This window comes from Klebsiella africana, from assembly GCF_020526085.1.
Lineage (GTDB): Bacteria > Pseudomonadota > Gammaproteobacteria > Enterobacterales > Enterobacteriaceae > Klebsiella > Klebsiella africana.
Window position 1 is genome coordinate 2949765 of record NZ_CP084874.1, and the last position, 24728, is coordinate 2974492.

The window sequence follows — 24728 nt, forward strand, 5'->3', positions numbered from 1 at the left end:
CTCATGATGTAAAAAAGCAATGGTAAGCCAAAAACGCCATCCCGATTAGACAGTCAATCCTGATTTGACCTATGCATCCAGTTCATTAATCGCGTTGCGCTGAGATGACCTGTGTTTGACAGAGAGCAGGAAGCTTCCTCCTGCGGCTGCCAGCAGTAACAAACCGCTCAATGCAAAAGTGCTGCGCCATCCCAGACTATCAAACATCAGACCGCCTGCCGTTGACCCGAGGGCTATCGATAGCTGGATCACGGCAACCATCAGCCCGCCGCCCGCCTCCGCATCCTCGGGCAGGGTCCGCGCAATCCATGTCCACCAGCCGGTGGGCGCCGCCGTCGCCAGCAGGCCCCACAGGCTTAACAGTACGGCGACCGATCCCATGTACTGTCCGGCCAGCAGAAGCGTTCCGGCAATCGCGGCCATTAACAACGGGATAGCCACCAGCGTCGGATAAAATTGGGCATTCAGAACGGTCGTAATAAGCAGCGTGCCGACAAAACCGGCGATACCCATTGCCAGCAATATCAGGGACAGACCAGAAGGACTGACTTGGGTCACCGTCTCCAGAAACGGTCGCACATAGGTAAACAAGGTAAACTGTCCCATAAAGAACAGTCCGCAGGCCAGCAATCCCAGGGATACCGTAGAAAGACGGAACAGACGCAGCACCGATCCCTGCCGCTGCGGTGCGCGCGGGCTTTTCATCGACGGCAGGCTAACGCATTGCCAGACGAAGGCCAGCACCGCCAGCGGGACAAGACATAAAAAGGCGCCGCGCCAGCCGACGGTGGCCCCCAGGTAGCTGCCCAGCGGCGCTGCCACAACGGTGGCCAGCGCGTTGCCGCCGTTAAAGATGGCAAGTGCGCGGGGGACCTGGCGTTGCGGCACCAGCCTAATGGCCGTTGCCGCCGACATCGACCAGAAGCCGCCGATGACGATCCCGATCATCGCTCTGCCCAGCATATAAACCGGGAAACTGGACGCCAGGGCAATAATCACTCCAGAGGCCGCCATCAGCGCCGTGAGCCCCAGCAGCAACCATTTACGATCCAGCGATCCGGTAAGACGGGAAATGGTCAGGCTGGTCAGTACCGCCAGCGCGCCCGAAAGCGCAATGCCCTGACCGGCTAATCCCTCGGTAATATGTAAATCACCCGCGATGGGTGTCAACAGACTGACCGGCATAAATTCTGAGGCAATGAGCACAAATACGCACAGCGTCATCGCCAGGACGCCGCTCCAGTGTGCCCGGGTATTACCTAATGCAGACATTCTTTATCTCCGACAATACAAAGCCGCCTGCAGGCGGCTTAGGGGATGTCTCCGACACAGGAGATCTATTTCAGATTGGTTTTGAAGAACTGCTCGAACCTGGCAAATGGGATTTTGCCCGCGACGTTGTCATAGAGGTCGACATGGTTTGCGCCAGGGACAATCACCAGCGCTTTCTCTTTACTGCCGATGGCCTTAAAGGCATCTTCGGCAAAATAGCGTGAATGGGCTTTTTCACCGGTCACGATAAGCGTCGGAATAGTCACTTCGCTGGCATAACTCAGCAGCGGCATATTCATAAACGACAGAGGCATCGTTGCATTCCATGCCCCGGTTGAATTAACCGAACGCGGATGGAAACCACGCGGCATACGGTAATAGTCGAAGAACTCTTTCAGGACCGGGTTGGGATTGGCGGGCAAGGTTTCTGGCAAAATACGATCGGCAGCGCTGACGTTGCCTTTACCATCAACATAAATGTCATGCCCGCCGGGGGCGAAAGTGCCGTTTGCCGCATCTTTCCAGCGCTGTGCGTTCAGATAGTGCAGTACGGCGCGGCGATCGGCAGTACTATAGCGGTCTTTGCCATCGCCTACCCCATGCCCCATCGCGCGGCTCATGTCATACATGACGCTGGTCGCCACCGCTTTGACGCGCGTATCCATCGCCGCGTCGTTTAAGGCCATACCCCCCCAGCCACAAATGCCGAGCAAACCGATACGGTTACGATCCACCTCTTTTTGCAGGCCCAGGAAGTCCACCGCGGCACTGAAATCCTCGGTATTGATATCCGGCGAGGCCACGTTACGTGGATAGCCACCGCTTTCACCCGTATAGGATGGGTCAAACGCCAGGGTGACAAACCCCTGTTCGGCCAGCGTCTGGGCATACAGGCCGCTGGACTGCTCTTTTACCGCGCCGAAGGGACCGCTAACGGCAATGGCTGCCAGTTTGCGGTCGCCGCGATCCTTCGGCAGGTAGAGATCCCCTACTAAGGTTATCCCATAGCGGTTCTGGAAGGTCACCTTACGGTGATCCACCTTCGAACTCTCAGCAAACGTTTTATCCCATTTTTCAACCAATGAAACAGGCGCATTCGGGTTAGTTGTCTCAGCATAGCTCATCGTTGTGACTCCACTTAATGAGGCGCAAAGCAGCATGGCGGGTAACGCAGCTGTCAGTTTTTTGGTGAAAACCGTCATCAAAATTCCCCTAAATAAATGTGATCAATGCATGTCTCCAATAGACAACGCTGCTGTGCTTTGTTGTCGTGCGCTTAGTGTAGCCAGCAGTAATGGTTCTTATTAGGGGGTGGAAAATGCTAAGATTAATACCATATTGTTCTAAATAGCTGCGAGTTACGAGGCGGGAGAATGGCGAAACGGGAAAACTACAATGACCTCTATCTGTTTATGCAGGTGGTGCGGGAAGGCAGTTTTACCGCCGCAGCGCAACGACTTGGCCTGGCGCAGTCCGGGGTAAGCCGTGCGGTTCGTGAACTTGAAGAGCGCCTGGGCGTTCAGCTTCTGGTGCGTACCACCCGCCGGTTGTCGCTCACTCAGGCGGGTGAGCAGCTCTATCAGAATGTCGAATCCGGTTTCGACGCCTTAGATTTGGGACTCGCCACGCTGGCCCACTATCGTCAAACGCCCTCCGGTACGGTACGCATCAATGCCAGCCAGCATGCCATTGATAAAGTCCTGCTGCCGAAGCTGGCAGTATTTAAACAACGCTATCCCGATATCAGACTGGAACTGATCAGCGAAAGCCGGTTTGTCGATATTATTGCGCAGCGATTTGATGCGGGCGTACGTCTGGGCCCGGAAGTCGGAAGCGGCATGATTGCAGTACGCATTTCGCCCGATATGGAGATGGCGGTGGTGGGTACACCGGAACATTTTCGACGCTACGGCTTTCCACAAACGCCCGCCGATTTAGTCGCCCACCCCTGCATCGCCTATCAGTTCGGCGACGGCAGCCTTTACGCCTGGGAACTTAATGTGGATGGCAAAAAAATCACCCACCCGCCTCAGGGACAGTGGGCTTTCGCCGATAGCTATATGGAGGCCAAAGCGGCGAGGCTCGGTTTGGGGCTGGCCTATGTCCCGGAAGAACTGATTACCGACGATCTCGCCCAGGGCACGCTTATCCGGGTGCTCCAGCGTTATAGCCAGCGTCTGGAAGGTTCATTTCTCTATTACCCGCACCGCAATGTGTCGCCCGCGCTGAGAGCGGTCATTGATACATTGCGGATGTAGCAGAGGTTGCCTGCGGGTAGCGGGCAACCGGTAGCGGCCAGAGACAACTTCTGTACTCAGACCTGTCATTTAATTGCGATCGATGCAAACAGTAATGCCAGACGGAAATGAATTTATATAAATATTAATTTTGTGAGTTATGTACTTCATTATAAAGTTTAGAAGCAGCACCTCTGCGTAACAAGCTAAAAAAGCAAATAATCGTAAAGATAAAGGGGTAAATAGCCAAAACCCATGCCAGTTTTTGATTTTTAATAATATTATTTATAGTATCACTCAACGAACCATTTGAAAAGTTCTCACAAATCCTGTCAACCGAGCGCACACTTATCCCCGCTTTTTCTGAGAAAGCCGTTTTATCGAAATCTTCACTTTCACACTGTTTTTTATCGAGCTTCCACTCAGTCCAGTTCAGGGGAAGGTAATTATTGGTCCAGATCGAACTCTCAGCAATATGATCATTAACCCAAACCCATGACTTGTCGTCGCCTAATCGTACTAGTGCGGATGGCTTCATTGCCAGCAACATAAAATTTGATAATAGCAGCATAGTTAACACACAAGAGACAAATACACCAACATTAGCGATAAATAATGGTTTTATTGCCTTAAGCGTTGATATTTCAAACCATCCTTTCGCGGCTGTGACATGACGAATATCTATGTTTTTCTTCTTCGTCCAGTTAATCAGTGACTTGATCTCTTCTTTATTTCTTGCGCCGACATTAAATAAAACATTAAAACGTTCAACATCATTTCTCTCATTGAAATATGCATTTATTTTACCGTCGTGAAACGTTTTCCCTCCCAGGCAGAACTCCCATAGCCGGTTCAATAAAGAATATGCGGATCCTGCCCGTTTCCAGATAAACACCCCTAATAAACCAAAAGTAACAAAAATTAATGCGCTATTAATCAGTCCATCAAAATTCCATATTGAAGAAATTAAACTTTCCATCTAGCCCCTCTTAATCATCCTGCTAATCGTATGCTCAGCAATCACACCACAGCATCATTACAAAATAAATATTTTTTAACTGCAACTTTTCTTATCCAGCACACAAGGTCATTGCCGATATCTTCTTATACGCAGGCCATAACTATACGTCACACTCTTCTGCTACTTGAGCCTTACATTCCACCTCAGTGCTGCTACGCTATCTCTGAGAAAATGGCGAAGGAGATATAATGAAAGTCCTCAATATTCTGATCCGTCGATGCGTGCTGATTGTCCACTTTGAAGAAACCGTTTCGTTTTATGAAAACCTCATCTCGCAAAAGGCAAGGTTGCGTTTTGACTATCCCGAATACGATCTCAAACTGGCGCAGGTGGGTTCCGTGCTTTTAATCGGCGGAACCGAGCAAAGCCTGGCGCCTTTTCGTGCCACCGAGGCGACCTTCCTGGTCAACGACATTACCGCCTGGGAGAAACATCTGCCTTCCACCGGGGCAACGATTATCAACCCGGTGAAGGCCGTGCCCACCGGCTGGAACATGCTGGTTCGGCATCCGGATGGTATGATTGCCGAATACGTTGAGCATCATGATAAAAACCCGGCGGATGAGATCTTCTGATGCTTCGCGACTAGATGGTAGAACCGGGCATCAGTCGGCCATACTGCCAGAAAAGTGATGCTTTCTGCTGTATCGGGAGAAGGAGAGCAGGAGAAACTGGCGCTGTAAGCCGCGCCAGCCCGGAGTTCAGCGATGGTTGCCTGACATCTTCAGGCAACCACGACCGGTTAGTGCTTCACAATATACATGGTACGGCTGTAGGCCACATCTTCCGGATTGGTGATCGGGTAGCCTTTCAGCCACGGCTTAATCAGCCGGCCGTTAGTGTACTGGTAGATCGGCGCGATCGGCGCTTTGACCATAATGATCTTCTCCGCCGCATTATAATCGTCGTTACGCGCTTTGGCCGAATTCTCCACCGCCGCCTGGGCGAGGATTTTGTCGTACGCCGGATCGTTAAAGCGCGAGATATTTCCGCTGTGGGTGGAGGTCAGCAGCGACAGGAAGGTGGACGGCTCGTTGTAGTCCCCTACCCACGAAGCGCGGATCACGTCGAAATTGCCGGTGTTACGGCTGTCGATATAGGTTTTCCACTCCTGGTTCTGCAGCTTCACTTCCACGCCGAGGTTTTTCTTCCACATCGACGCCACCGCGATGGCAATCTTCTGGTGGTTCTCAGAGGTGTTATACAGCAGCGTCAGCTTCAGCGGACGATTCGGGCCATAGCCGGCGGCAGCCAGCAGGGCTTTCGCCTGGGCATTAAGCTCGGCCTGACTCATACTCTCAAACTGTGACGGCTGGGGGGTGAAGCCCGCCGTCACGTCCGGCGTGAAGCGCCAGGCCGGTTTTTCCCCGGTCCCCAGTACTTTCTCCGCCATCACCCGGCGATCGATGGTCATGCTCAGCGCCAGCCGTACCCGCTCATCCGCCGTCGGCCCCTTTTGAGTATTAAAAGCGTAATAGTAGGTACCCAGCTGCGGCGGGGTATATACCTGCCCCGGAATATCCTTCAGCAGCTTCTGGTACATATTTTTCGGGAAAGACTCGGTGATATCGATATCCCCTGCGAGATAGCGCTTGGTAGCGGCGGACTCCTGGTTAATCGGCACAAAGGTGACCTGCTGGATCACCGTTTTGGCGTTATCCCAGTAGTGCGTGTTCGGCACCACCACCAGCTTCTCATTCACCACGCGGTCTTTCAGGACATAGGCGCCGTTGCCTACCAGGCTGCCGGGCCGCGTCCAGTTCGCCCCGCTGTCGACATTCGCTTTTTGCACCGGGTAAAAGGCAAAGCTGGCGGTCAGGTTGCTGAACCACGGCAGTGGTTTATCCAGCTGCACCCGCAGAGTGTGGGCGTCGACGGCGGTGACCCCCAGGGTCTCCGGCGCGGCTTTGCCGTCAATAATGTTCTGCGCGTTAGCGATCCCCGCCAGCGCCGCAAACCAGGCGAACGGCGAAGTGGTCTTCGGATCCACCAGACGTTGCCAGCTATAGACGAAATCCTCGGCGGTAACCGGCGTGCCGTCTGACCAGCGGGCGTTATCACGCAGGGTAAAGGTCCAGACGCGGTTATCGTTGCTCTGCCAGCGGGTCGCTACGCCTGGAACCAGGTTGCCTTTCGCATCCTGATTGACTAAACCTTCAAACAAATCGCGGATCACCTGGATTTCCGGCAGGCCCACCGCTTTGGCGGGATCTAACGAGGCGGGTTCATCTTTGATATGGCGCACTAACAGCTGTTTTTCCGCCAGTACCGTGCCCGGCGGTACGTCCGCCGCCCAGGCCAGAGAAGATACGCTGGCTAACCACAGCGCGCCGCATGTCAAAGCGACAGGATACTTCATAAGATCCCCTTTAAAATGAAAAAAATACCGCCAACAGAGCGATAATTATTTGTTTCATCACCTGAAATTGCAAACGACATATGATAGAAAATTGATGTGCCGTCGGATTTCTCGCCTCAGGGAATGGGTTTGATCCCGACACGCTTTTCGCTAACACTAAATAATAACGACACACAGGAAGCCCTATGTCTATTTCACGTCCACGCCCGCAGCGCGGCGACTTTCCGCCGGGAACCCGGCAGTATGGCAGCTCGGAACTGGGCGCGCCGCTGCTGTGGTTTCCTGCGCCGCAGGCCGACAGCCGTAGCGGGCTGATTATTGCCGGCACCCACGGTGATGAGAATTCGTCGATTGTGACCCTCTCCTGCGCCCTGCGCACCCTGAAACCCGAGCTGCGCCGTCACCACGTGGTGCTGACGGTCAATCCTGACGGCTGTCAGCTCGGCCTGCGCGCCAATGCCCGCGGCGTTGACCTCAACCGTAACTTTCCGGCAGCCAACTGGAAGCAAGGGGAAACGGTTTACCGCTGGAATAGCGCGGCAGAGGAGCGCGACGTGGTGCTGTTGACCGGCGAGCAGCCGGGTTCGGAACGGGAGACCGAGGCCTTGTGTCAGTTGATCCACCAGATCCATCCGGCGTGGGTGGTCTCCTTTCACGATCCGCTGGCCTGTATCGACGACCCGGGCCACAGCCCGCTGGGGCGCTGGCTGGCCGACGCCTTCTCCCTGCCGCTGGTGGGTAGCGTGGGCTACGACACGCCGGGCTCCTTTGGCAGCTGGTGCGCGGATATTGGACTCCCCTGCATCACCGCCGAGTTCCCTCCGGTCTCCGCCGACGAGGCAACGGAGCGTTACCTGCCGGCGATGACCGACCTGCTGCGCTGGCAGGCTTAAAGATGAAGCACGCCGGTGCTGAACCGCAGCGCCGGCTCAACGTCCACCGCCAGCCATGTCGGGCCGTCGAGGTCGGCGAAGCGCGCCAGCGGCGCCAGAGGGAGCGCAGCGGCGATCCCGCGAGAGGTGCAGAGCATACAGCCCAGCATCCGTTCAAATCCCTGCCGTTCCGCCTCCCCGGCCAGAGCCAGCGCTTCGGTCAGGCCGCCCGTTTTATCCAGTTTGATATTGACCATCTCATAGCGCCCGCGCAGCCGCGGCAGGCTCTCCCGGGTATGGCAGCTCTCGTCGGCGCAAATCGGCAGCGGATGAACGAAGTTTACCAGCGCCGCGTCGTCGTCGGCGGGGAGCGGCTGCTCAAGCATCGCCACACCGAGGTCAGCCAGCAGCTGGCAGCGCGCCGCCAGCCCCTCGCTGTGCCAGGACTCATTGGCGTCGACAATCAGCGTGGCCTCCGGCGCCGCCTGGCGAATAGCGATTAGCCGCTCGCTGATCAGTCGATCGTCAAGCTTCACCTTCAACAGCTGGGCCCCTGTCTGCCACAGCGCCGCAGCGCTGGCCGCCATCTGATCCGGCGTGCCAATGACCACCGTCTGGGCGGTGATCACCCGGTTAGGCAACGCCACGCCCAATAGCTGGGGCAAGGTTTTGCCTTCGCGTCGCGCCTGCAGATCCCATAGCGCGCAGTCAATGGCATTGCGCGCGGCGCCTGCCGGCAGCAACCGCTGCAGTTGTTCGCGAGTAAGATCCGCCTCCAGCTGCTCGCCGATCGCCATCACCTGGGCCATGACCGAGGCGATACTCTCGCCATAGCGGGGATACGGTGTGCATTCGCCCACCCCTTTCACGCCGTCCTCTTCCAGTTCCACTACCACCACTTTTGCCTCGCTGCGGCTACCGCGGGCGATCACAAAAGGGGTATGGAGCGGCCAGGCTTCCTCATACACTCGCACGTTACGCATTCCCTTGTCCTCTCTGGTAAATGTTAAATAGGGTTTGCCGTGTAGCTGGCGGATGTCATACACTACTCGCGACGTTAACTATATGTAAACAGGAAGATAACCATGTCACAAACCGTGCATTTCCAGGGCAACCCCGTTTCTGTTCAGGGCACCATTCCGCAGGCAGGCGCTAAAGCGCAGCCGTTTACGCTGGTCGCCAAAGATCTCTCTGACGTCGCGCTGAGCCAGTACGCCGGCAAACGTAAAGTACTGAATATTTTCCCGAGCATTGATACCGGCGTGTGTGCCGCATCAGTGCGTAAATTCAACCAGCTGGCCGCTGAACTGGACAACACCGTCGTGCTGTGCATTTCCGCTGACCTGCCGTTCGCCCAGTCCCGCTTCTGCGGCGCGGAAGGCCTGAGCAACGTGGTGACCCTTTCCACGCTGCGCGGCGCGTCGTTCCTCGCTGACTACGGCGTCGCCATCGCCACCGGTCCGCTGGCTGGCCTGGCTGCCCGTGCGGTGGTTGTTATCGATGAAAACGATCAGGTCGTCTACAGCCAGCTGGTGAACGAAATTACCGAAGAGCCGGACTACGACGCCGCGCTGGCCGCCCTGAAAGCCTGATAACAGATTGCCCGGGCGCATCGCGCCTGCGGACATTCTCTTTGCTCAGCCCCCGCTCTGCGGGGGCTTTTTATTGCCGTGGCGCATAGCGGGAGATAGCCCGCGCCATCGCCGGGCCGGTCAGTAAAATGGTAAACAGCCGCAACGTCTGTAGCGCCATAATGAACGACATATCCGCCCGGGTGCCGGCGGCGATAATCGCCACTGTGTCCAGGCCGCCGGGGCTGGTGGCCAGGTAGGCGGTCATAAAGTCCATCTGCAGAATGTGGGTCAGGCCGAGGGCCATCAGGGCACACATCAGGATCAGCCCGAGGATGGAGGCGATAATCTGCGGCAGCGTCTTCAGCGCCAGCAGAAAAATGGCTTTATTAAACTGGAGCCCTACCGTCCAGCCCAGCAGCGCATAGGCTATCGCCAGCAGCCACTCCGGCAGCTCCAGCATCAGCCAACCGCTGCCCTGCGCCAGCGCGCCGAGCAGCATCGGCAGCAGCATGGCCCCGGAGGGGATACGCAGCCGCATGCCCAGCCAACAGGCTAGCGCCGTCAGCAGCAGCGTGAAAAGGAAATTCAGGGTCAACGATGGAAACCAGACAATATCCTGAGTCATTTCCTGTGCTTCATTGCCCAACGCATAACGCACCACCAGCGCCGCCGCGCCGACGACAAACAGTACCCGCAGATACTGCATCAGCGCCACCAGCCGCACATCGGCACCGTACTCCTGGGCCATCACCACCATTGCCGACGCGCCGCCGGGAGAGCTTCCCCAGGCGCCAGTGGCGCCCGGCAGCGCGCTGTAGCGGACCAGCAGCCAGCCGGTAAGGCCGCTGATCGCCAGGGTGGTCAACAGGATCGCCAGCACCAGCGCCCAGTTGTTGAACAGCACGCCAAAAACAGAGGGATTAATCGCCCGGGCGATCATGCAGCCGACGATGGCCTGCGCCGCCAGATAACAGGGGCGAGGGATGCTCAGCTTCACCCCGCGCAGGCTCAAAATGAGACCGGCAATCAGCGGCCCCAGCAGCAGCGCTGCCGGCAGGTGTATTCGTAACAGCAGCGAGGAAAAGAGAACAGAGAGCAGCAGCAATATCAGCCAGTGCCCTATCGCGCGACGCGACGCCAAGATGCACCACCCCGGAAAAAGGATTAAAAAACCAGTATATACAGGTTTAGCCCACTTTGCAGGCCGGGATGCCGGCGACGCGAATCGCCGGCCTGGACGGGATTATTCGTCGCCCTTTTTCTGACTCAGACCATATTCGCGCAATTTGTTAGCGATGGCGGTATGCGACACTCCCAGCCGCTTCGCCAGCTTACGGGTGCTGGGGTAGCTGCGATAGAGCTGGGTCAGCACCGAGCGCTCAAAGCGGCGGGTGATGTCGTCCAGCGACCCCTCCATGGCCTCCTCGCCCACCGGCAGCGAGGCGACGTCATGGTCCGGCAGCAGAATGTCCTGTGGACGCAGCTCGAATCCCTCCAGCTGGGTCAGCGCGCGATAGACGGCATTCTTCAGCTGGCGGACGTTGCCGGGCCAGCTGTAGCGGGTAAGCACCGTACTGAGATCGGCGGAGAGCTTCGGCCGCGGGATCCCCTGCTCGTCGGCGAAGCGGGCCACGAACAGCTCCGTCAGCGGCATAATGTCCTGCGGGCAATCGCGCAACGGCGGCAGATACAGCGTCAGGACGTTGAGGCGATAATAGAGATCTTCGCGAAACAGCCCTTTCTGCACCAGCTCGATCAGGTTTTTCTGCGTCGCGCAGATCACCCGGACATCGACGTGCACTTCATGATCCTCGCCAACGCGTCGGAAGGTGCCGTCGTTGAGAAAGCGCAGCAGCTTGGTCTGCATACGCGGCGACATCTCGCCAATTTCATCCAGCAGCACCGAGCCGCCGTTGGCCTGCTCGAAGAAGCCCTTTTTGCCCTGCAGCGCGTCGCCAAACAGCTCGCTCTCGACCGCGTCCTCGGGAATGGAGCCGCAGTTGAGCGCCAGATAGGGTTTGCCCGCCCGCGGACTGGCCAGATGGCAGGCATGGGCCAGCAGATCTTTGCCGGTGCCGGTGTCGCCGACAATCAGCAGCGGCGCGCTGAGCATCGCCAGCTTGCGCGCCTGCTCCACCACGTGGCGCATTTTCGGTCCCACCGCAAGGATCTGGCTGAAGGCGCTGGTGTCCTGGCTGGTCATGGTCTGCAGCTGGCGTCCCATGCGTACGGTTGAGCGCAGCATCGCCACGGCGCCGGTCAGCACACGTTCGCTATGCTCCCCTTCCAGATAGACCGGGGTCACTTCCAGCAGGTAGTTCTGCCCATTTACCACCACATGTTCCGCATGCGTCTCCTGCGGGCTGCTCTCCAGCCAGCGCTGGACGTTAAAATCGGCGATCAGTTGGGCCACCGGGTGGTTACGCAGCTTCGCCTGGCTTTGGCCAAACAGCAGGCAGCTGGCGGGGTTGGCCAGCTCCACCCGACCTTTGGTATCCAGCGACAGCACCGGCTCCGGCATCGCCACCAGCAGGGCGCTGAGTGCCAGGTGTTCACGCTCAGACGGCATCCACGGCACGGTGCGCACGTCTGTCACGCCGGCGATACGGCGGATCTCTGCCATCAGACTGCTGAACGTGGCGAACTCCAGTTCGGCGAAATTGAGGTAAATTCGGCCAATAGGGTCAATATCGATACCGCGCAGGTCAATACCACGCAGCACCAGCAAATCGAGCAATTCACGAGTCAGACCGAGACGGTCTTCACAAAAGACTTCAAGACGCATGGGAGTGTTCACCCTAAAAGTGCCAATGACGGGAGAATAATAGGCCAGGAATGGGTTTTCGGGAAGCTAACTGTCAACAATTATTGACAGTATGGCGGAAAAATGGGCGCTGTGGCGTAAAGTCAGGCGGTCAGTGGTTAGATGAACGCCTGGGTGATCCGGGATCCAACCTGCCCTGTAGGCCGGGCAAGGCGAAGCCGCCGCCCGGAAATGTCTCTGAGTTGGGATTAGTTTTCCGGGCGGGTTTTGCTTTTCTGCAGGGTCTCTTTTAACTGCCCAATCAGCTCGCGACGAAAATCGCCGAGCCGCGGTTTATCATCGGCGATCCACGGCAGCGGGCGGCACAGCTCCATCGCCTTGATCCCGAGACGGGCGGTCAGCAGACCGGCGCCAATGCCCTGTGCGGCGCGCGCCGACAGCCGGGCCGCCAGATCCTGCGACATCCAGTCCATCCCCACCTCGCGCACCAGTTCGCTGGCGCCGGCGAAAGCGATATTCAGCAACACCAGGCGAAACAGTCGCAGACGGCTGTAATACCCGAGCTCAATGCCGTACAACGTGGCGATTCGGTTGATCAGCCGCAGGTTCCGCCAGGCGATAAAGGCCATATCCACCAGCGCTAGCGGGCTGACGGCAATCATCAGCGTCGACTCCGCCGCCGAACGACTGATTTCCCGCCGTGCCTGGGCATCGAGCACCGGCTGCACCAGCTGCGCATAAAGGCTCACCACTTCACGATCGCTTTGCGTTTCATGGATCGCGGCATACCAGCGCTGCAGCGCCGGATGCGACTGATCCAGACCCGCCTGCTGCGCCAGTTTCTCGCAAAAGGCTTTGGCTTTACCGACCGCGTGACTGTGCAGCATATCGCGCGCTTCATCGCGTTCGTGCGCGCGCTGGCGCAGTCGCCACAGGCGGCGCCATTCGGTGGCCACCGATCCGACGCCGGCCCCGACGATCAGCGCCCCGGCGAGGCAGCCGCCCAGCGCAATCCAGTCCTGGGTTTGCCAGGCGTTGGCCGTCCACTGCACGCCTTGCGCCACGACGCTGACGCCGAAAATCGCCAGTCCGGCGCTGACCATCCGTCGCCACAGGCTGCGTTTGGGTCGCAGGACCGACTCCACCACCGCTTCCGCCGCCCCCTCTTCCTCTTCGCCGGTCACCAGTCGCGCTGGCGCGAAGTTGTCGGCCTCCAGGGTGTCAAAGGCGCGGGCGCTTTTCAGCGGCGGAATTTTTTCCGCTTGCAGCGGCCCATCAAAATCAATCCGCGGTTTTAACGGTTCGCTCATCGCAGTTTATCTCCAATCAAAAATTCCAGCGCCGCGTCGAGACGAATGTGCGGCAAAGGCCGATCGACATCCATGACCTGCGGACGAAAGTTTTCAAACTGAAATCCCTGCTGCTGCCAGAAGGCCTGGCCTGGCAGGCGCGCAGGCACCTCGCCGGGATAGATGGTCAACGGCTGGCCGTCGCTCAGGCGGTTGCCGCGCAGGGCGGGGATTTTCTCACCATTCACTTCTATTAGACCGCTCTGGGTCGCCTGAATGGACGCCAGCCCCAGGCAATCCATACTGATCCCTTCGAAAGCGGCGTTTTGCCACGCGTCCTGAATCAGCTGTTGCAGAAGCGACACCATATTGCTGTGCTGATCCACTGTGACGTGGTCAGCTTTGGTAGCGGCAAACAGCAGCTTGTCGATGACCGGCGAAAACAGTCGGCGGAACAAGGTGCGCTGTCCGTAATGGAAACTTTGCATTAGCTGGGTCAGCGCCAGGCGCATATCGTTAAACGCCTGTGGCCCACTGTTGAGCGGCTGCAGACAGTCCACCAGCACAATCTGCCGGTCGAAGCGCAGGAAGTGCTCTTTGTAGAACCCCTTCACCACCCTGTCGCAGTAGTACTTATAGCGTTCGCGCAGCATACCGGCGTTGCTGTGTTTTTCCGCCTGCGCCAGCCTGGCTTCGCCGACGGCGTCGACGTCAGGCCACGGGAAAAACTGCAGCGCCGGCGCGCCCGCCATTTCGCCGGGCAGGACAAAGCGCCCGGGCTGGATAAAGTGCAGCCCTTCACGCTTACAAGCGTGGAGATAGTCCGTCCAGGCGGCGGCAATATCCGCCAGCCGAGCCTCGTCGGCAGAAGCCAGCGGATCCAGCCCGGCGCACAGCTGCCGCCAGCGGGCCGACCACTCCGCACGCTGGCCCTGCAGGAGCCCGGTCATCTGTCGCGACCAGCTCAGATAATCCTGTGCCAGCATCGGCAGGTCGAGCAGCCACTCGCCCGGATAATCGACGATCTCCAGATACAGCGTGGAGGTGTCTTTAAAATGGCGCAGCAGGGAGTCATTGGAACGGTAGCGCAGCGCGAGACGGATCTCGCTCACCCCGCGCGTCGGGGTTGGCCACATGGGGGGCTGGCCGAACAGCTGGGCCAGGCCTTCATCATAGGTAAATCGGGGAATACCGAAGTCCCGCTGGGGTACGCGCTTGACGCCGAGCAGCCGCTCTTCGCGTGCGGCGCTCAGCAGCGGCAGGCGAGCGCCGGCGTGGATATTCAGCAGTTGGTTGACCAGCGCGGTGATAAACGCCGTTTTACCGCTGCGGCTCAGGCCGGTCACCGCCAGACGTAAATGCCGGTCAACCCCGCGGTTGACCAGCGCATTCAATTCAGTTTTCAGTCGCTTCATCGCCAGTCCGTTATGCCCTGAAGGTATGTCTCGTCATCATAAGCTATCTGCCGGGGATAAGCAGGACAACGTTAATCCTTTTGCGCCTTCCCCACGGCGGCATTATTTCATCCCGCGCGTGACGCGGTTGGCCAGCCGGCTGAGCAGCGGCTCCAGCGCCACCGCCAGCAGCATTTTCAGCGGCCGACGCGCGACCGATTTAACCGCCCAGCCGGCAACGCCCGCCGGGCCATAACGCAGCGCGGTCAGCAGCGCCAGCTTACCGACGATTTTCAGACCGGGCTTCACCTGCTGCCCGGCGCGTTGCCATTTGCTATTCATGCGTTGCCTCATTCGTTAGAAACAGGGTTTACAGCTGGCGAAAGCGGCTGCGCAGCGTAAAGGTGTCGGAGGTGACATACCGCTCCATTTCACGCAGACGCTGTTCACCGGAGGCCAGTTCGGCATCCACGGCGGCCAGCAGATCGCCATTGCTCGGCGCTTTGTGGCCGTAAAGCTCACTGTCCGGCATCGGATCCAGAGCAAAAGTCAAAATGATGTAGGCCACCAGGACAAAGAAAAAGAGGCCGAAAATCATCGCCAGCACGGTAATCAGGCGCACCAGCTTCACCGGGACATCAAGATGCTGAGCAATGCCCGCGCAGACGCCCTTTACCATCCCGCGCTGCGGGATACGCCACAGTTTTTTATTCAGATCCAGTCCGGCCATTATTTGTCCCTCCAGTTCGGATGTTCAGCATCCAGGATCGCTTCCAGCGCCTGAATACGTTCGCGCATCCGCTTCGCGTCATCGGTCAACTGCAGCAGCCGTTGCTGCTCATTTTGCGTCAGACTGCCGTTAGCGCCGCGATTGTTGTAGTGCAGCCACAGCCAGACCGGCAGAACAAACAGCACAAACAGCGTCAGCGGAATGGCGAGAAAAAGCATGCTCATGTGTACTCCTTACAGGGGGTGAGCCGCGGCGCAACGCCGCGCCGCGCAATCGTACTTACTGGTTGGACTGATTCATTTTGGCTTTCAACGCCGCCAGCTGCTCGCTGATTTCGTCGTCCGCTTTCAGTTCGGCAAACTGCTGATCCAGCGTCTGCTGCTTGCCAAAGCGGTGGCTCTCTGCTTCCGCTTCCATCTGATCGATGCGGCGTTCAAAGGACTCAAAGCGGGCCATCGCCTCATCCAGTTTACCGCTGTCCAGCTGGCGACGCACATCGCGGGACGAACTCGCCGCCTGATGGCGCAGCGCCAGCGCCTGCTGACGGGCGCGGGTTTCGCTGAGTTTGTTCTCCAGCTCGCCAATCTCTTTTTTCATGCGCGCCAGGGTTTCATCCACCAGCTGTACTTCATGATCCAGTTGAGCGATAAGGTCGGTCAGCTTCTGTTTTTCGATCAGCGCCGCACGGGCCAGATCCTCTTTCTCTTTACGCAGCGCCAGCTCGGCCTTTTCCTGCCATTCCGCCTGCTGGGCGACTGCCTGCTCAATACGACGGGACAGCTGTTTCTTTTCCGCCAGCGCGCGGGCCGACGTCGAACGCACTTCCACCAGCGTGTCTTCCATCTCCTGGATCATCAGACGCACCAGCTTTTGTGGGTCCTCCGCTTTCTCCAGCAGGGAGTTGATGTTGGCGTTCACGATGTCGGCAAAACGAGAAAAAATACCCATAATTTCAATCCTCATAGTTCTGGTTTCAGGCATTCACCTGTGGCTTAGCTAATACAAATGGCGTGCCAACTTTTTATCTTATTGATTTTAAACAAGGTGGTTGCGAAATGTGCTGGGCATTGCTACAGTCGCTTGGTTAATTCCACTACTTAATGGCGAAATTCATCATGGCGCAGTACAAGGATAATCTGCTGGGCGAGGCCAATAGCTTTCTCGAGGTGCTGGAACAGGTTTCCCGGCTGGCCCCGCTGGATAAACCAGTGCTGGTCATCGGCGAGCGAGGTACCGGGAAAGAGCTTATCGCCAACCGACTCCACTACCTCTCCAGCCGCTGGCAGGGACCGTTTATCTCGCTGAACTGCGCAGCGCTGAACGATAATCTGCTCGACTCGGAGCTGTTCGGCCACGAAGCCGGGGCGTTTACCGGGGCCAGCAAACGCCATCCCGGACGCTTCGAGCGCGCCGACGGCGGGACGCTGTTCCTCGATGAGCTGGCGACGGCCCCAATGCTGGTGCAGGAGAAGCTGTTAAGAGTGATTGAATATGGCGAGCTGGAGCGCGTGGGCGGCAGCCAGCCGCTACAGGTTAACGTCCGGCTGGTGTGCGCCACTAACGCCGATCTGCCGCAGATGGTCGAGGAAGGCCATTTTCGCGCCGACCTGCTAGACCGTCTGGCCTTCGACGTGGTGCAGCTTCCCCCGTTGCGCGAACGGCAGAGCGACATCATGCTGCTCGCCAACCAGTTTGCCATTCAGATGTGCCGCGAACTAGGCCTGCCGCTGTTTCCCGGCTTTAGCGAGCGGGCGACCGCAACGCTGCTCGGCTACCGCTGGCCGGGGAATATTCGCGAACTGAAGAACGTCGTCGAGCGCTCGGTGTATCGCCACGGCGACAGCGAGCATGAGCTGGACGCCATTATTATTAATCCTTTTCGTCAGACCACCGGCTCCCCGCCGGAAGCCGCGTCCGGCGATGAGCTGCCCGCCCTGCCGCTGGATCTGCGTGATTTTCAGCTCCAGCAGGAAAAACGCCTGCTGGAGCGGAGTCTGCAGCAGGCGAAGTATCATCAGAAGCAAGCGGCGGAGCTGTTAGGATTAACCTATCACCAGCTCCGCGCGCTGCTGAAAAAGCATCAGCTGTGAGAGGCGCCCGGCAGCAGCAGCGCGCTCACCGCCATTGCCCCCAGACATAAGACGGCGTTAAACCACAGGGCATACTGGGCGGCATGGGCCATGCCCAGCGGTAAAAACAGCGCAAAAAGTGACGCCGTCACAGCAATGCCCATCGCCCCGCCCAGCGAGCTGCCCATCTTATAGATCCCCGAGGCGACGCCGATCTTGTTCTCCGGGGCATTGGCCACCGCCGTATCCGTTGACGGCGTGGCGTAGCAGCCCAGCCCGAGGCCAAACAGCACGTTGCTGGCGAATACCACCCCGATATACAGCGCCTTATCGAGAAAGGTACAGGATATCAGCGCGATGGCAATAGCGGTCAACACCGGGCCGGCCATCATCGGCAGCCGGGCGCCATAGCGTTGCAGCAGCTTCTCGCCGACCCGGATCATCGCGAGGACGGTCACCAGATAGCCGAGGGTCATCATCCCACTTTCCAGCGGCGTCAGGTGGTGCCCCTGCTGCAGCCAGATGCTGGCGATCATCATGGTACCAATCGCCCCATTGAGCAGAAAGTTCGACAGCACTGCCGCACCGTAGGCCCGATTGCGGAATAGCGCAAAATCAATCAGCGCCGCCTCGCCTTTGCGCATGCCGTTGCGGATAAATACCGCCCCCGCCGCCAGCGCCCCAACCAGCATGGTCAACGACAGCGGGCTGCTCCATCCCCAGCCATGGCCCTTGCTGATAAACAGATTCACCAGCACCAGCGCAGCAATCAGGCTCAGCAGGCCGCCAACGTCCAGCTTATGCTGACTGGCGCTGGCGCTGCGGCTCTCCGGCGTACCGCGCAGCAGCACCAGCGCCAGCAGGGCAACGGCGATGGAGAAGACGAAGATCCAGCGCCAGCCCAGTCCGGTGGCGATAGCTCCGCCAACGAAGGAACAGAGACCGCTGCCGCCCCACGAGCCGATGACCCAGAAGCTGACCGCCCGCTGCCGCGCACGCCCTTCATACCAGGTCTTAATCAGCGCCAGCGTCGCTGGCATAATGCAGGCTGCCGACAGCCCCTGCAGCACCCGGCCGGCCAGGAACAGCCCCGGCCCCTGAGCGATTACCAGCATGGCGCTGCCGACGATGCTCAGCCCCAGCCCGAGGGTGGTCATCCGCACCCGGCCAAACTTGTCCGCCAGACCGCCGCTGGCGACCACGAAACAGCCGCTGAACAGCGCGCTGAGGCTGACGGCCAGAGTTAAGGTTTCAAGGGAGATATCAAGACTGCTTTTCATCGCTGGCACGACGTTAATCACCGACTGGGCGAACAGCCAGAAGGTTAAAACGCTTAACACAATCCCCACCAGCAGGCGATCGTTGCCGACAAACGGGGTGTCGCTTATTGTGACAGTGCTCATCGCATGGCCCTCCCGTCTCTCGTGATTAGCGCAGATAGTGTTCCGTCAGACCGCACCACAGCGCCGCGCCGGTCAGCAACAGCGCGTCGTTGAAGTCATATCCCGGGTTATGCACCATGCAGCGGTCCGGCTCGTCGCCCGCGCCGATAGTGAAATAGCTACCGTGCGGGTGCTGCTCCAGCATAAAGGCAAAATCTTCACTGCCCATGAACGGCTTCACCTCGCCCACCTGCTCTGCACCGAACAGCGACGTCGCCACCTCCCGCACCATGGCGTTGGTCGCCGGATCGTTGCGCAATACCGGGCTGCCGTTGATATGCGTCAGCGTGGCGGTGGCATTGAAGCTCTCCGCCTGGGCCACGGCAATATCGTGGATCCGCTGCAAAACGGTTTCACGTACCTGCTCATTGAGGGTGCGCACCGTGAGCTTCATCAGCACATGGTCGTTAATGATATTGGGCGCGTGTCCGGCCTGAATGCTGCCGACGGTCACTACCGCCGGTTCAAACGGGGTGATATTGCGCGAGACGATCGACTGCAGCGCGAGGGTGATATGGCAGGCCACCAGCGTGGCGTCAACGGTATGTTCCGGCACCGCGCCGTGGCCGCCAACGCCCTTCACTTCAATATGCAGCGTATCGGAGGAGGCCATCATCGCTCCGTCGCGCAGGCCGATCTTGCCCAGCGGCTGCCCCGGCATATTGTGCAAGCCGAAGATGGCGTCGCAGGGGAACTGGTCAAACAGACCGTCCTCAACCATTACCCGCCCGCCGTACAGCAACTCTTCCGCGGGCTGGAAAATCAGCTGCAGCGTCCCGGTAAACTGGCGGGTGCGCGCCAGATATTCAGCCGCATAGAGCAGCGTGGTGGTGTGCCCGTCATGGCCGCAGCCGTGAAAGCGCCCGTCAACCTGGCTTGCCCACGGCTTCCCGCTCCGCTCCTGCATCGGCAGGGCATCCATATCTGCCCGCAGGCCGAGACGTTTTTTCCCCTCGCCGACGCGCAGCGTGCCCACCACTCCGGTGCCCGCCAGGCCGCGGTGAACCTCGTATCCCCACTCGCTAAGCAGTCGGGCAACCTCGCTGCTGGTCTGATGCTCTTCAAAGCCGATCTCCGGCTGCTGGTGGAACTGGCGACGCAGGGCAATAAATTGCGCCTCGTTGACCTGCAAGGCTTCAAGCAACGGATGTGTCATTTTTGTTATTCCTGTGTTGTGTTTGCACGACACAGTCGAGTTTATGCGGGTAAAACAGCTTTCAGGCGCGTTTTTTTGTTTTATATTGACGAGAAATCAATGAGTGTTTTTCATACATATCGGTTATGACAAAAAACAACCGGTTGTTTTTTGTCTACAGAGGAGTGTCACGTGGAGCAGCATTCAGGCGACTTTAGCGTTACCGTGCGCGATGTACGTCAGTTGAACCAGCCGGAAAGCGATCTGCTGATGCTGCTGTGGGTGCTGGAGGGGAGCATAAATCTGACGGAGGCAGAAGGTGTGCCGCAGCCGCTCGCCGCCGACGGGCTGGCGATCGTTAACCGCAACCGTCGCTGGAGCCTGCGCAGCGCCGGAGCCAACGCGGTGATGATCCTGACTCTCTCTGCCAGCTGGCTGACCCGCCTTGACAGCGCTTTTTTTGCCGTCGACTACCAAATAACGCCGCGCACCCGGAATGCCGATGACGGCCTGCGCCGCCTGATGCGCCAGCTGCTGGTGAGTGGTCTCGTCAATCATCCCGGCCATTACCGACTGGAGGCCAATCGCTGGCTGAGTGAGATAGCGCTCCTGCTGGCCACACGCTTCAGCCAGCCCATCGCCTCCACGCCGCGCCGCGGGACTGAGAACTGGAGCCGGCGAATAGCCAGCGTGGTCGCGCGGATCGACGCCAACTATCAGCGCCGCCTCTCGCTGCAGGAAGTGGCGGCAGCGGAATTTGTCTCCGAGGCCTGGCTGTCACGCTTATTTCACAAAGAGGTCGGGATGAGTTTTGTCCAGTATCTCACCGCACTCCGCCTGCGCCACGCCGCCGATCAGTTGTTGACCACCCGCAAACCCGCCCAGCAAATTGCCCGCGAACAAGGGTTTGCCAGTACGCGAATGATGAGCGATCTGTTTAAGCGCCAGCACGGCGTGACGCCGCGCCAGTACCGTGAACAGCATCCCCGAGAGCTTGCCCGGCCGCGTCCGCTGCAGGCCGACCGCTGGCAACCGGTGGCGCTCGACCGGCTGTATGCCCGACTCAATGAACCGGAGAAACGTGACCGGGAAAACCCTCCGCTGCCGATCAACCCACCGCAGAACCGGGAAATTAACCTGCGCGATCGCCCGACGCGTGCCGCCATGCTGCGCCATACCCGGATGGTGGTGACCGTTCGCGAGCTTGACGATCTACTGCGAGAGGATGTGCGCCGGGAACTCGAGCAGCTGCACCGCGCCCTGCCGGTGTATGCCATCGATATCAACGATCCCTTTCTCAGCAGTCGGCTGTTCGGTACCGGATGGGACGATCCACAGATGGCGGGCTACGCCTGCTGGTACAACCTGCAGCAGATCTTCAGCTGGCTGGCGGCGATGGGCTGGCATGTGATCCTGCACACCGGCGTCACCACCCGCAGCGATCTGCTGCAGCGCTTTCTGCAACTCGCCGCCAACCATTTTCCAGCGGCGACGCTCAACAGCTGGCGCTTTGTCTGGCACTGGTCGCCGCAGGCCAGCGAAGCTACCCGCCAGGCGGCCTGGCGGCAGCAGCGCGAGGTTCTTGACCGCCTGCTGCCGCAGCCGCAGCTGGGCATCTGGCACCGCTTTGCCGCCAGTGACCCCGGGGACGATCCGCTGTTTCACTCACCGCTGCTGGCGGAAGCCGATTTTCTCGCCTGCCAGGCCGATGCCAACGAACAGCTGGATCTGGCGCAGGCGGACAGCAGCAGTCTGGCTTCCAGCGAGCACTATCCGGTGCACAAACTGCGGCAGATCCACAGTGCGCTGCGTCAGCTGCAGCTTAACCTGCCGCTATGGCTGCTCTCGTGGAATACGCTGACCGGCGATACGCGGGACACCAACGGGCGCTTTTTTCGCGGTGCGCTGTTGATGGATAACCTGCTGGGAGTGGCGGACCAGGTCTGGCTGGCAGGCTTCTGGTTAAATTCAGGCCTCCAGGGGGAAGCCCGCGCCAACGGGAAACTCGATACCTCCAGCCTGGCGTTGCACTATCTGCACGGCCTGCCTCGCCCGGTTTACTGGGTACTGTGGCTCTGGCGGCGGCTACGCGGTGAGATCTTGTTTCACGATAAAAACCTGCTATTGCTGCACCACCAGGGACACTACCAGCTGCTGTTGCGCAATACGGTGGTCTACAATCCCTGGCTCTCCAGCGAAGCGGCCTTTATCCAGCGCTTCAGCCAGCCCTACAGTGTGCGGCTGCAGGGTCTGGAGGGCGGCTGGCGCGTCAAACAGCACCTGTTCGATCAGCATCATGGCGCTTTATTCCCGCTGGTCGACGCCTTTCGCAGCCGCAGTGGCCCCGACGCCGAGGATTACCAGTGGCTGATGCATCAGGCCCGTCCGGCCCTCGGCGTGGAGGAGGTCCAGCTTGACGGGCACTGGCTGCGGGTCGACTCGCTGGAGAGCAATGCGCTGGTGCTGTATGAATTTACCCCTCAGCTCTCCTCCGGCGAGGATCCCGCCCCCTGAAGTAAACCGTGAATTTTCCGCTGGCTTTCCGTCGTTGCCGGATGAAAGACCAGCAGGGAAAGATCGGGGCGGCCTTCCACGGCAAAAGAGGTGAACTCCAGATCGAGCGGGCCCATCTGCGGGTGGTTAATGCGCTTATAGCCCTCGCCATGGCCGGCGACGTCATGGCTTTGCCAGAAACGGGCAAACTCAACGCTCTGCTGGCTGAGCTCCGCGATCAACTGGTCAGTTTCTTTCGTGGCGCCCATCCGCGTGACGTCGGCGCGGAAGGCGTTGACGATAAGCTGCCCCACCGTCTGCCAGTCCTGCAGAGTGGAGCGGGCCTCAGGCCGGGTAAACAGACGACGCAGCACGTTGCGCTCCGCCAGCGGCAGTTGGCCGTAGTCGGTCAGCACCCTGGCCGCCGCGCTATTCCAGGCGATGACGTCCCAGCTGGCGGTGCGGATAATCGCCGGAATGGTGAAAGCATCAAGCACCCGCTGCAGCCGCGGCGTCATATCATCCGTCACCGTCAGACGCGTCTGCGGCGGGTGGCCAAACGCAAGAATAAACAGATGTTCACGTTCCGGGGAGGTCAGCCGCAGACCGCGGGCGATCCGCTCCAGCACCTCACGGGATGGCGCCCCGCCGCGCCCCTGTTCAAGCCAGGTATACCAGGTCGGGCTAATACTGGCGAGCTGGGCGACCTCTTCGCGGCGCAGGCCGGGGGTGCGTCGGCGTCCCGCCGGAAAGCCAAACGTCACCGGATCGAGGCGCTGTCGCCGGGCGCGAAGAAAATCGCCTAATGCATGGTTGTCAGAAGTGTTCATCGTCTGCCTGTGGGTTCTGCCTGTTAGAATTTATACCCCGATAATGTCTCTACTTTTAGAGTATGACATCGCAGGTAGGATACGCCTGAAATCCCGTTCAGGAGGTTCATCATGCGTATATTTCTTACCGGCGCGAGCGGATTTATCGGCTCACGTATTCTTCCGGCGCTACAGGCGTCGGGCCATCAGGTTATCGGCCTCGCGCGCAGCGAAAGCACCGTACAGGCCCTGAAGGCGGCCGGCGCCGAGGTGCATCGCGGCACGCTGGACGCCCCGGACTCGCTGCTGGCTGGTGTCGGGAACGCCGACGCGGTGATCCATACCGCCTTCGACCACGACTTCAGCCGCTTTGCCGCTAACTGCGAGAAGGATCGACAGGTGATCCTGGCCCTGGGCCAGGCGCTGCGGGGCAGCACGCGGCCGCTGGTGATCACCTCCGGCACGCTGATGGGTGACGACGGGAGCGGCGCCCCGGCCCGGGAGTCGTTCTTCAACTCAGCGCACCCCAGCCCGCGCACCGCCTCAGAGCTCGCCGGCCAGCAGTTGCTGGAGGCGGGCGTGGATGTCAGGGTGGTCCGCCTACCGCAGGTGCATGACACCGTGCGTCAGGGACTGCTGACCTGCTATATCGAACGTGCGGTCGCCAACGGGGCGGTAGCCCTGCGCGGCGAGGGTAGCAACCGCTGGTCCGCCGCCCATGTCGATGACGTCGCACGTCTGTATGTCAGCGCGCTGCTGCAAGGTGCGGCCGGTGAGCGCTATCATGCGGTGGCCGAAGAGGGCATCGCATTACGCGATATTGCCGCAGTCATCGCCCGGGGCTTAAATCTGCCGCTGACCCACCTGGATGAGTCGCAGGCCGACGCCTGGTTCGGCTGGTTTGCGCCGTTTACCGCCCTCGATCTACGCGCCAGTTCGGCATGGACCCGTGAGCGATTGCAGTGGCAACCCGTCGGCCCCGGCCTGCTGGAGGACCTGCGGAATATGGATTATCAGAAAGTGACACTGTCACTTTAACAAAGGCGTTTCCCCCCCGCTAAACACCCGACGGGCGCATTGTTGCCCCCGTCGGGCCACGCTCGTTCTTCCCCGCTATACTCAGTGCAGTGTTCCCTCGGCGCCTGGCAAACCGCGGCCAAACAGACCTGACTGGCGATATGGGCGATAAAAAGTTACCATGTTTCACTATACAGACTCGGTTCCGCGACTATTTTAATCAATTGACTGAATACTATACGCCCCCGGTA

At 59.2% G+C, this 24728-nt stretch carries 24 protein-coding genes; 7 read left to right on the plus strand and 17 right to left on the minus strand.

The window, feature by feature from the left end:
- Positions 1–69: 69 nt before the first annotated feature.
- Both LGL98_RS14405 and LGL98_RS14410 read right to left on the minus strand, forming a co-directional pair.
- Positions 70–1272: an MFS transporter gene (locus tag LGL98_RS14405; protein WP_136034840.1), complete on the minus strand. Its 1203-nt coding sequence runs from the start codon at positions 1270–1272 to the stop codon at positions 70–72.
- Between the two features lie 65 nt (positions 1273–1337).
- Complete coding sequence (locus LGL98_RS14410; protein WP_136034842.1) at positions 1338–2474, minus strand: alpha/beta hydrolase; 1137 nt, start codon at positions 2472–2474, stop codon at positions 1338–1340.
- A gap of 171 nt (positions 2475–2645) precedes the next feature.
- Here LGL98_RS14410 and LGL98_RS14415 point away from each other — a divergent pair, with 171 nt between their 5' ends.
- Positions 2646–3530 (plus strand): LysR family transcriptional regulator, encoded by an 885-nt coding sequence (locus LGL98_RS14415; protein ID WP_136034844.1) that lies wholly within the window; start codon positions 2646–2648, stop codon positions 3528–3530.
- Positions 3531–3654: 124 nt separating this feature from the next.
- On the opposite strand, the gene LGL98_RS14420 is transcribed toward LGL98_RS14415, so the two are convergent.
- Positions 3655–4488 (minus strand): DUF6216 family protein, encoded by an 834-nt coding sequence (locus LGL98_RS14420; RefSeq protein ID WP_136034846.1) that lies wholly within the window; start codon positions 4486–4488, stop codon positions 3655–3657.
- Between the two features lie 230 nt (positions 4489–4718).
- Between LGL98_RS14420 and LGL98_RS14425 the strand changes: the two genes are divergently transcribed.
- The gene (locus LGL98_RS14425) at positions 4719–5105 is read left to right on the plus strand and encodes a VOC family protein (RefSeq protein WP_136034848.1); all 387 of its coding nucleotides are present in this window, start codon (positions 4719–4721) and stop codon (positions 5103–5105) included.
- A gap of 167 nt (positions 5106–5272) precedes the next feature.
- Here the strand turns inward: LGL98_RS14425 and LGL98_RS14430 are convergent, their stop codons facing one another.
- Both LGL98_RS14430 and LGL98_RS14435 read right to left on the minus strand, forming a co-directional pair.
- Positions 5273–6889 (minus strand): peptide ABC transporter substrate-binding protein, encoded by a 1617-nt coding sequence (locus LGL98_RS14430; protein ID WP_004176446.1) that lies wholly within the window; start codon positions 6887–6889, stop codon positions 5273–5275.
- Positions 6886–6981, minus strand: coding sequence for a hypothetical protein (locus tag LGL98_RS14435; protein WP_226651863.1), 96 nt, complete (start codon positions 6979–6981; stop codon positions 6886–6888). Before LGL98_RS14435 ends, LGL98_RS14430 begins: the two co-directional genes overlap by 4 nt.
- 93 nt (positions 6982–7074) lie before the next feature.
- Between LGL98_RS14435 and mpaA the strand changes: the two genes are divergently transcribed.
- Complete coding sequence (gene mpaA, locus LGL98_RS14440; RefSeq protein ID WP_136034850.1) at positions 7075–7782, plus strand: murein tripeptide amidase MpaA; 708 nt, start codon at positions 7075–7077, stop codon at positions 7780–7782.
- Here the strand turns inward: mpaA and ycjG are convergent.
- On the minus strand, positions 7779–8744 hold the full coding sequence (gene ycjG, locus LGL98_RS14445) for an L-Ala-D/L-Glu epimerase (RefSeq protein ID WP_136034851.1): 966 nt from the start codon (positions 8742–8744) through the stop codon (positions 7779–7781). The genes mpaA and ycjG overlap by 4 nt on opposite strands.
- A gap of 102 nt (positions 8745–8846) precedes the next feature.
- Between ycjG and tpx the strand changes: the two genes are divergently transcribed.
- The gene (gene tpx, locus LGL98_RS14450; RefSeq protein WP_004152131.1) at positions 8847–9353 is read left to right on the plus strand and encodes a thiol peroxidase; all 507 of its coding nucleotides are present in this window, start codon (positions 8847–8849) and stop codon (positions 9351–9353) included.
- A gap of 70 nt (positions 9354–9423) precedes the next feature.
- Here the strand turns inward: tpx and LGL98_RS14455 are convergent, their stop codons facing one another.
- The 8 genes from LGL98_RS14455 to pspA form a co-directional block, all read right to left on the minus strand.
- Positions 9424–10476 carry an AbrB family transcriptional regulator gene (locus tag LGL98_RS14455; protein WP_168435427.1) on the minus strand — a complete coding sequence of 351 codons (1053 nt, stop codon included), beginning with the start codon at positions 10474–10476 and terminating at the stop codon, positions 9424–9426.
- Positions 10477–10578: 102 nt separating this feature from the next.
- Complete coding sequence (gene tyrR / locus LGL98_RS14460) at positions 10579–12120, minus strand: transcriptional regulator TyrR (RefSeq protein WP_136034853.1); 1542 nt, start codon at positions 12118–12120, stop codon at positions 10579–10581.
- A gap of 227 nt (positions 12121–12347) precedes the next feature.
- A complete protein-coding gene (locus LGL98_RS14465; RefSeq protein ID WP_136034855.1) occupies positions 12348–13409 on the minus strand; it encodes a YcjF family protein in 1062 nt (353 codons plus the stop codon).
- Positions 13406–14803: a YcjX family GTP-binding protein gene (locus LGL98_RS14470; RefSeq protein ID WP_136034857.1), complete on the minus strand. Its 1398-nt coding sequence runs from the start codon at positions 14801–14803 to the stop codon at positions 13406–13408. Before LGL98_RS14470 ends, LGL98_RS14465 begins: the two co-directional genes overlap by 4 nt.
- A 102-nt stretch (positions 14804–14905) precedes the next feature.
- The gene (gene pspD / locus LGL98_RS14475; RefSeq protein ID WP_002901915.1) at positions 14906–15124 is read right to left on the minus strand and encodes a phage shock protein PspD; all 219 of its coding nucleotides are present in this window, start codon (positions 15122–15124) and stop codon (positions 14906–14908) included.
- A gap of 28 nt (positions 15125–15152) precedes the next feature.
- On the minus strand, positions 15153–15512 hold the full coding sequence (pspC, locus tag LGL98_RS14480; protein ID WP_004203911.1) for an envelope stress response membrane protein PspC: 360 nt from the start codon (positions 15510–15512) through the stop codon (positions 15153–15155).
- A complete protein-coding gene (gene pspB / locus LGL98_RS14485) occupies positions 15512–15736 on the minus strand; it encodes an envelope stress response membrane protein PspB (protein ID WP_002901911.1) in 225 nt (74 codons plus the stop codon). The genes pspC and pspB overlap by 1 nt, the downstream gene beginning before the upstream one ends.
- Before the next feature lie 55 nt (positions 15737–15791).
- Positions 15792–16460 (minus strand): phage shock protein PspA, encoded by a 669-nt coding sequence (pspA, locus tag LGL98_RS14490; protein WP_002901908.1) that lies wholly within the window; start codon positions 16458–16460, stop codon positions 15792–15794.
- Between the two features lie 152 nt (positions 16461–16612).
- Here pspA and pspF point away from each other — a divergent pair, with 152 nt between their 5' ends.
- Positions 16613–17602, plus strand: a complete 990-nt coding sequence (pspF, locus tag LGL98_RS14495; RefSeq protein ID WP_168435428.1) for a phage shock protein operon transcriptional activator — start codon at positions 16613–16615, stop codon at positions 17600–17602.
- Here the strand turns inward: pspF and LGL98_RS14500 are convergent.
- Entirely contained in the window at positions 17593–18984 is a 1392-nt protein-coding gene (locus LGL98_RS14500) for an MFS transporter (RefSeq protein ID WP_136034861.1), read from the minus strand. The two genes, pspF and LGL98_RS14500, sit on opposite strands and share 10 nt — an antisense overlap.
- A gap of 25 nt (positions 18985–19009) precedes the next feature.
- Positions 19010–20179 carry a M20 aminoacylase family protein gene (locus tag LGL98_RS14505; RefSeq protein ID WP_136034863.1) on the minus strand — a complete coding sequence of 390 codons (1170 nt, stop codon included), beginning with the start codon at positions 20177–20179 and terminating at the stop codon, positions 19010–19012.
- A 171-nt stretch (positions 20180–20350) separates the two neighbouring features.
- Between LGL98_RS14505 and LGL98_RS14510 the strand changes: the two genes are divergently transcribed.
- Complete coding sequence (locus tag LGL98_RS14510) at positions 20351–22672, plus strand: helix-turn-helix domain-containing protein (RefSeq protein WP_136034865.1); 2322 nt, start codon at positions 20351–20353, stop codon at positions 22670–22672.
- On the opposite strand, the gene LGL98_RS14515 is transcribed toward LGL98_RS14510, so the two are convergent.
- On the minus strand, positions 22639–23481 hold the full coding sequence (locus LGL98_RS14515) for a helix-turn-helix transcriptional regulator (RefSeq protein WP_136034867.1): 843 nt from the start codon (positions 23479–23481) through the stop codon (positions 22639–22641). The genes LGL98_RS14510 and LGL98_RS14515 overlap by 34 nt on opposite strands.
- 108 nt (positions 23482–23589) lie before the next feature.
- On the opposite strand from LGL98_RS14515, the gene LGL98_RS14520 reads away from it, so the two are divergent.
- On the plus strand, positions 23590–24498 hold the full coding sequence (locus LGL98_RS14520) for an SDR family oxidoreductase (protein WP_168435435.1): 909 nt from the start codon (positions 23590–23592) through the stop codon (positions 24496–24498).
- The last annotated feature ends 230 nt before the right edge of the window (positions 24499–24728 follow it).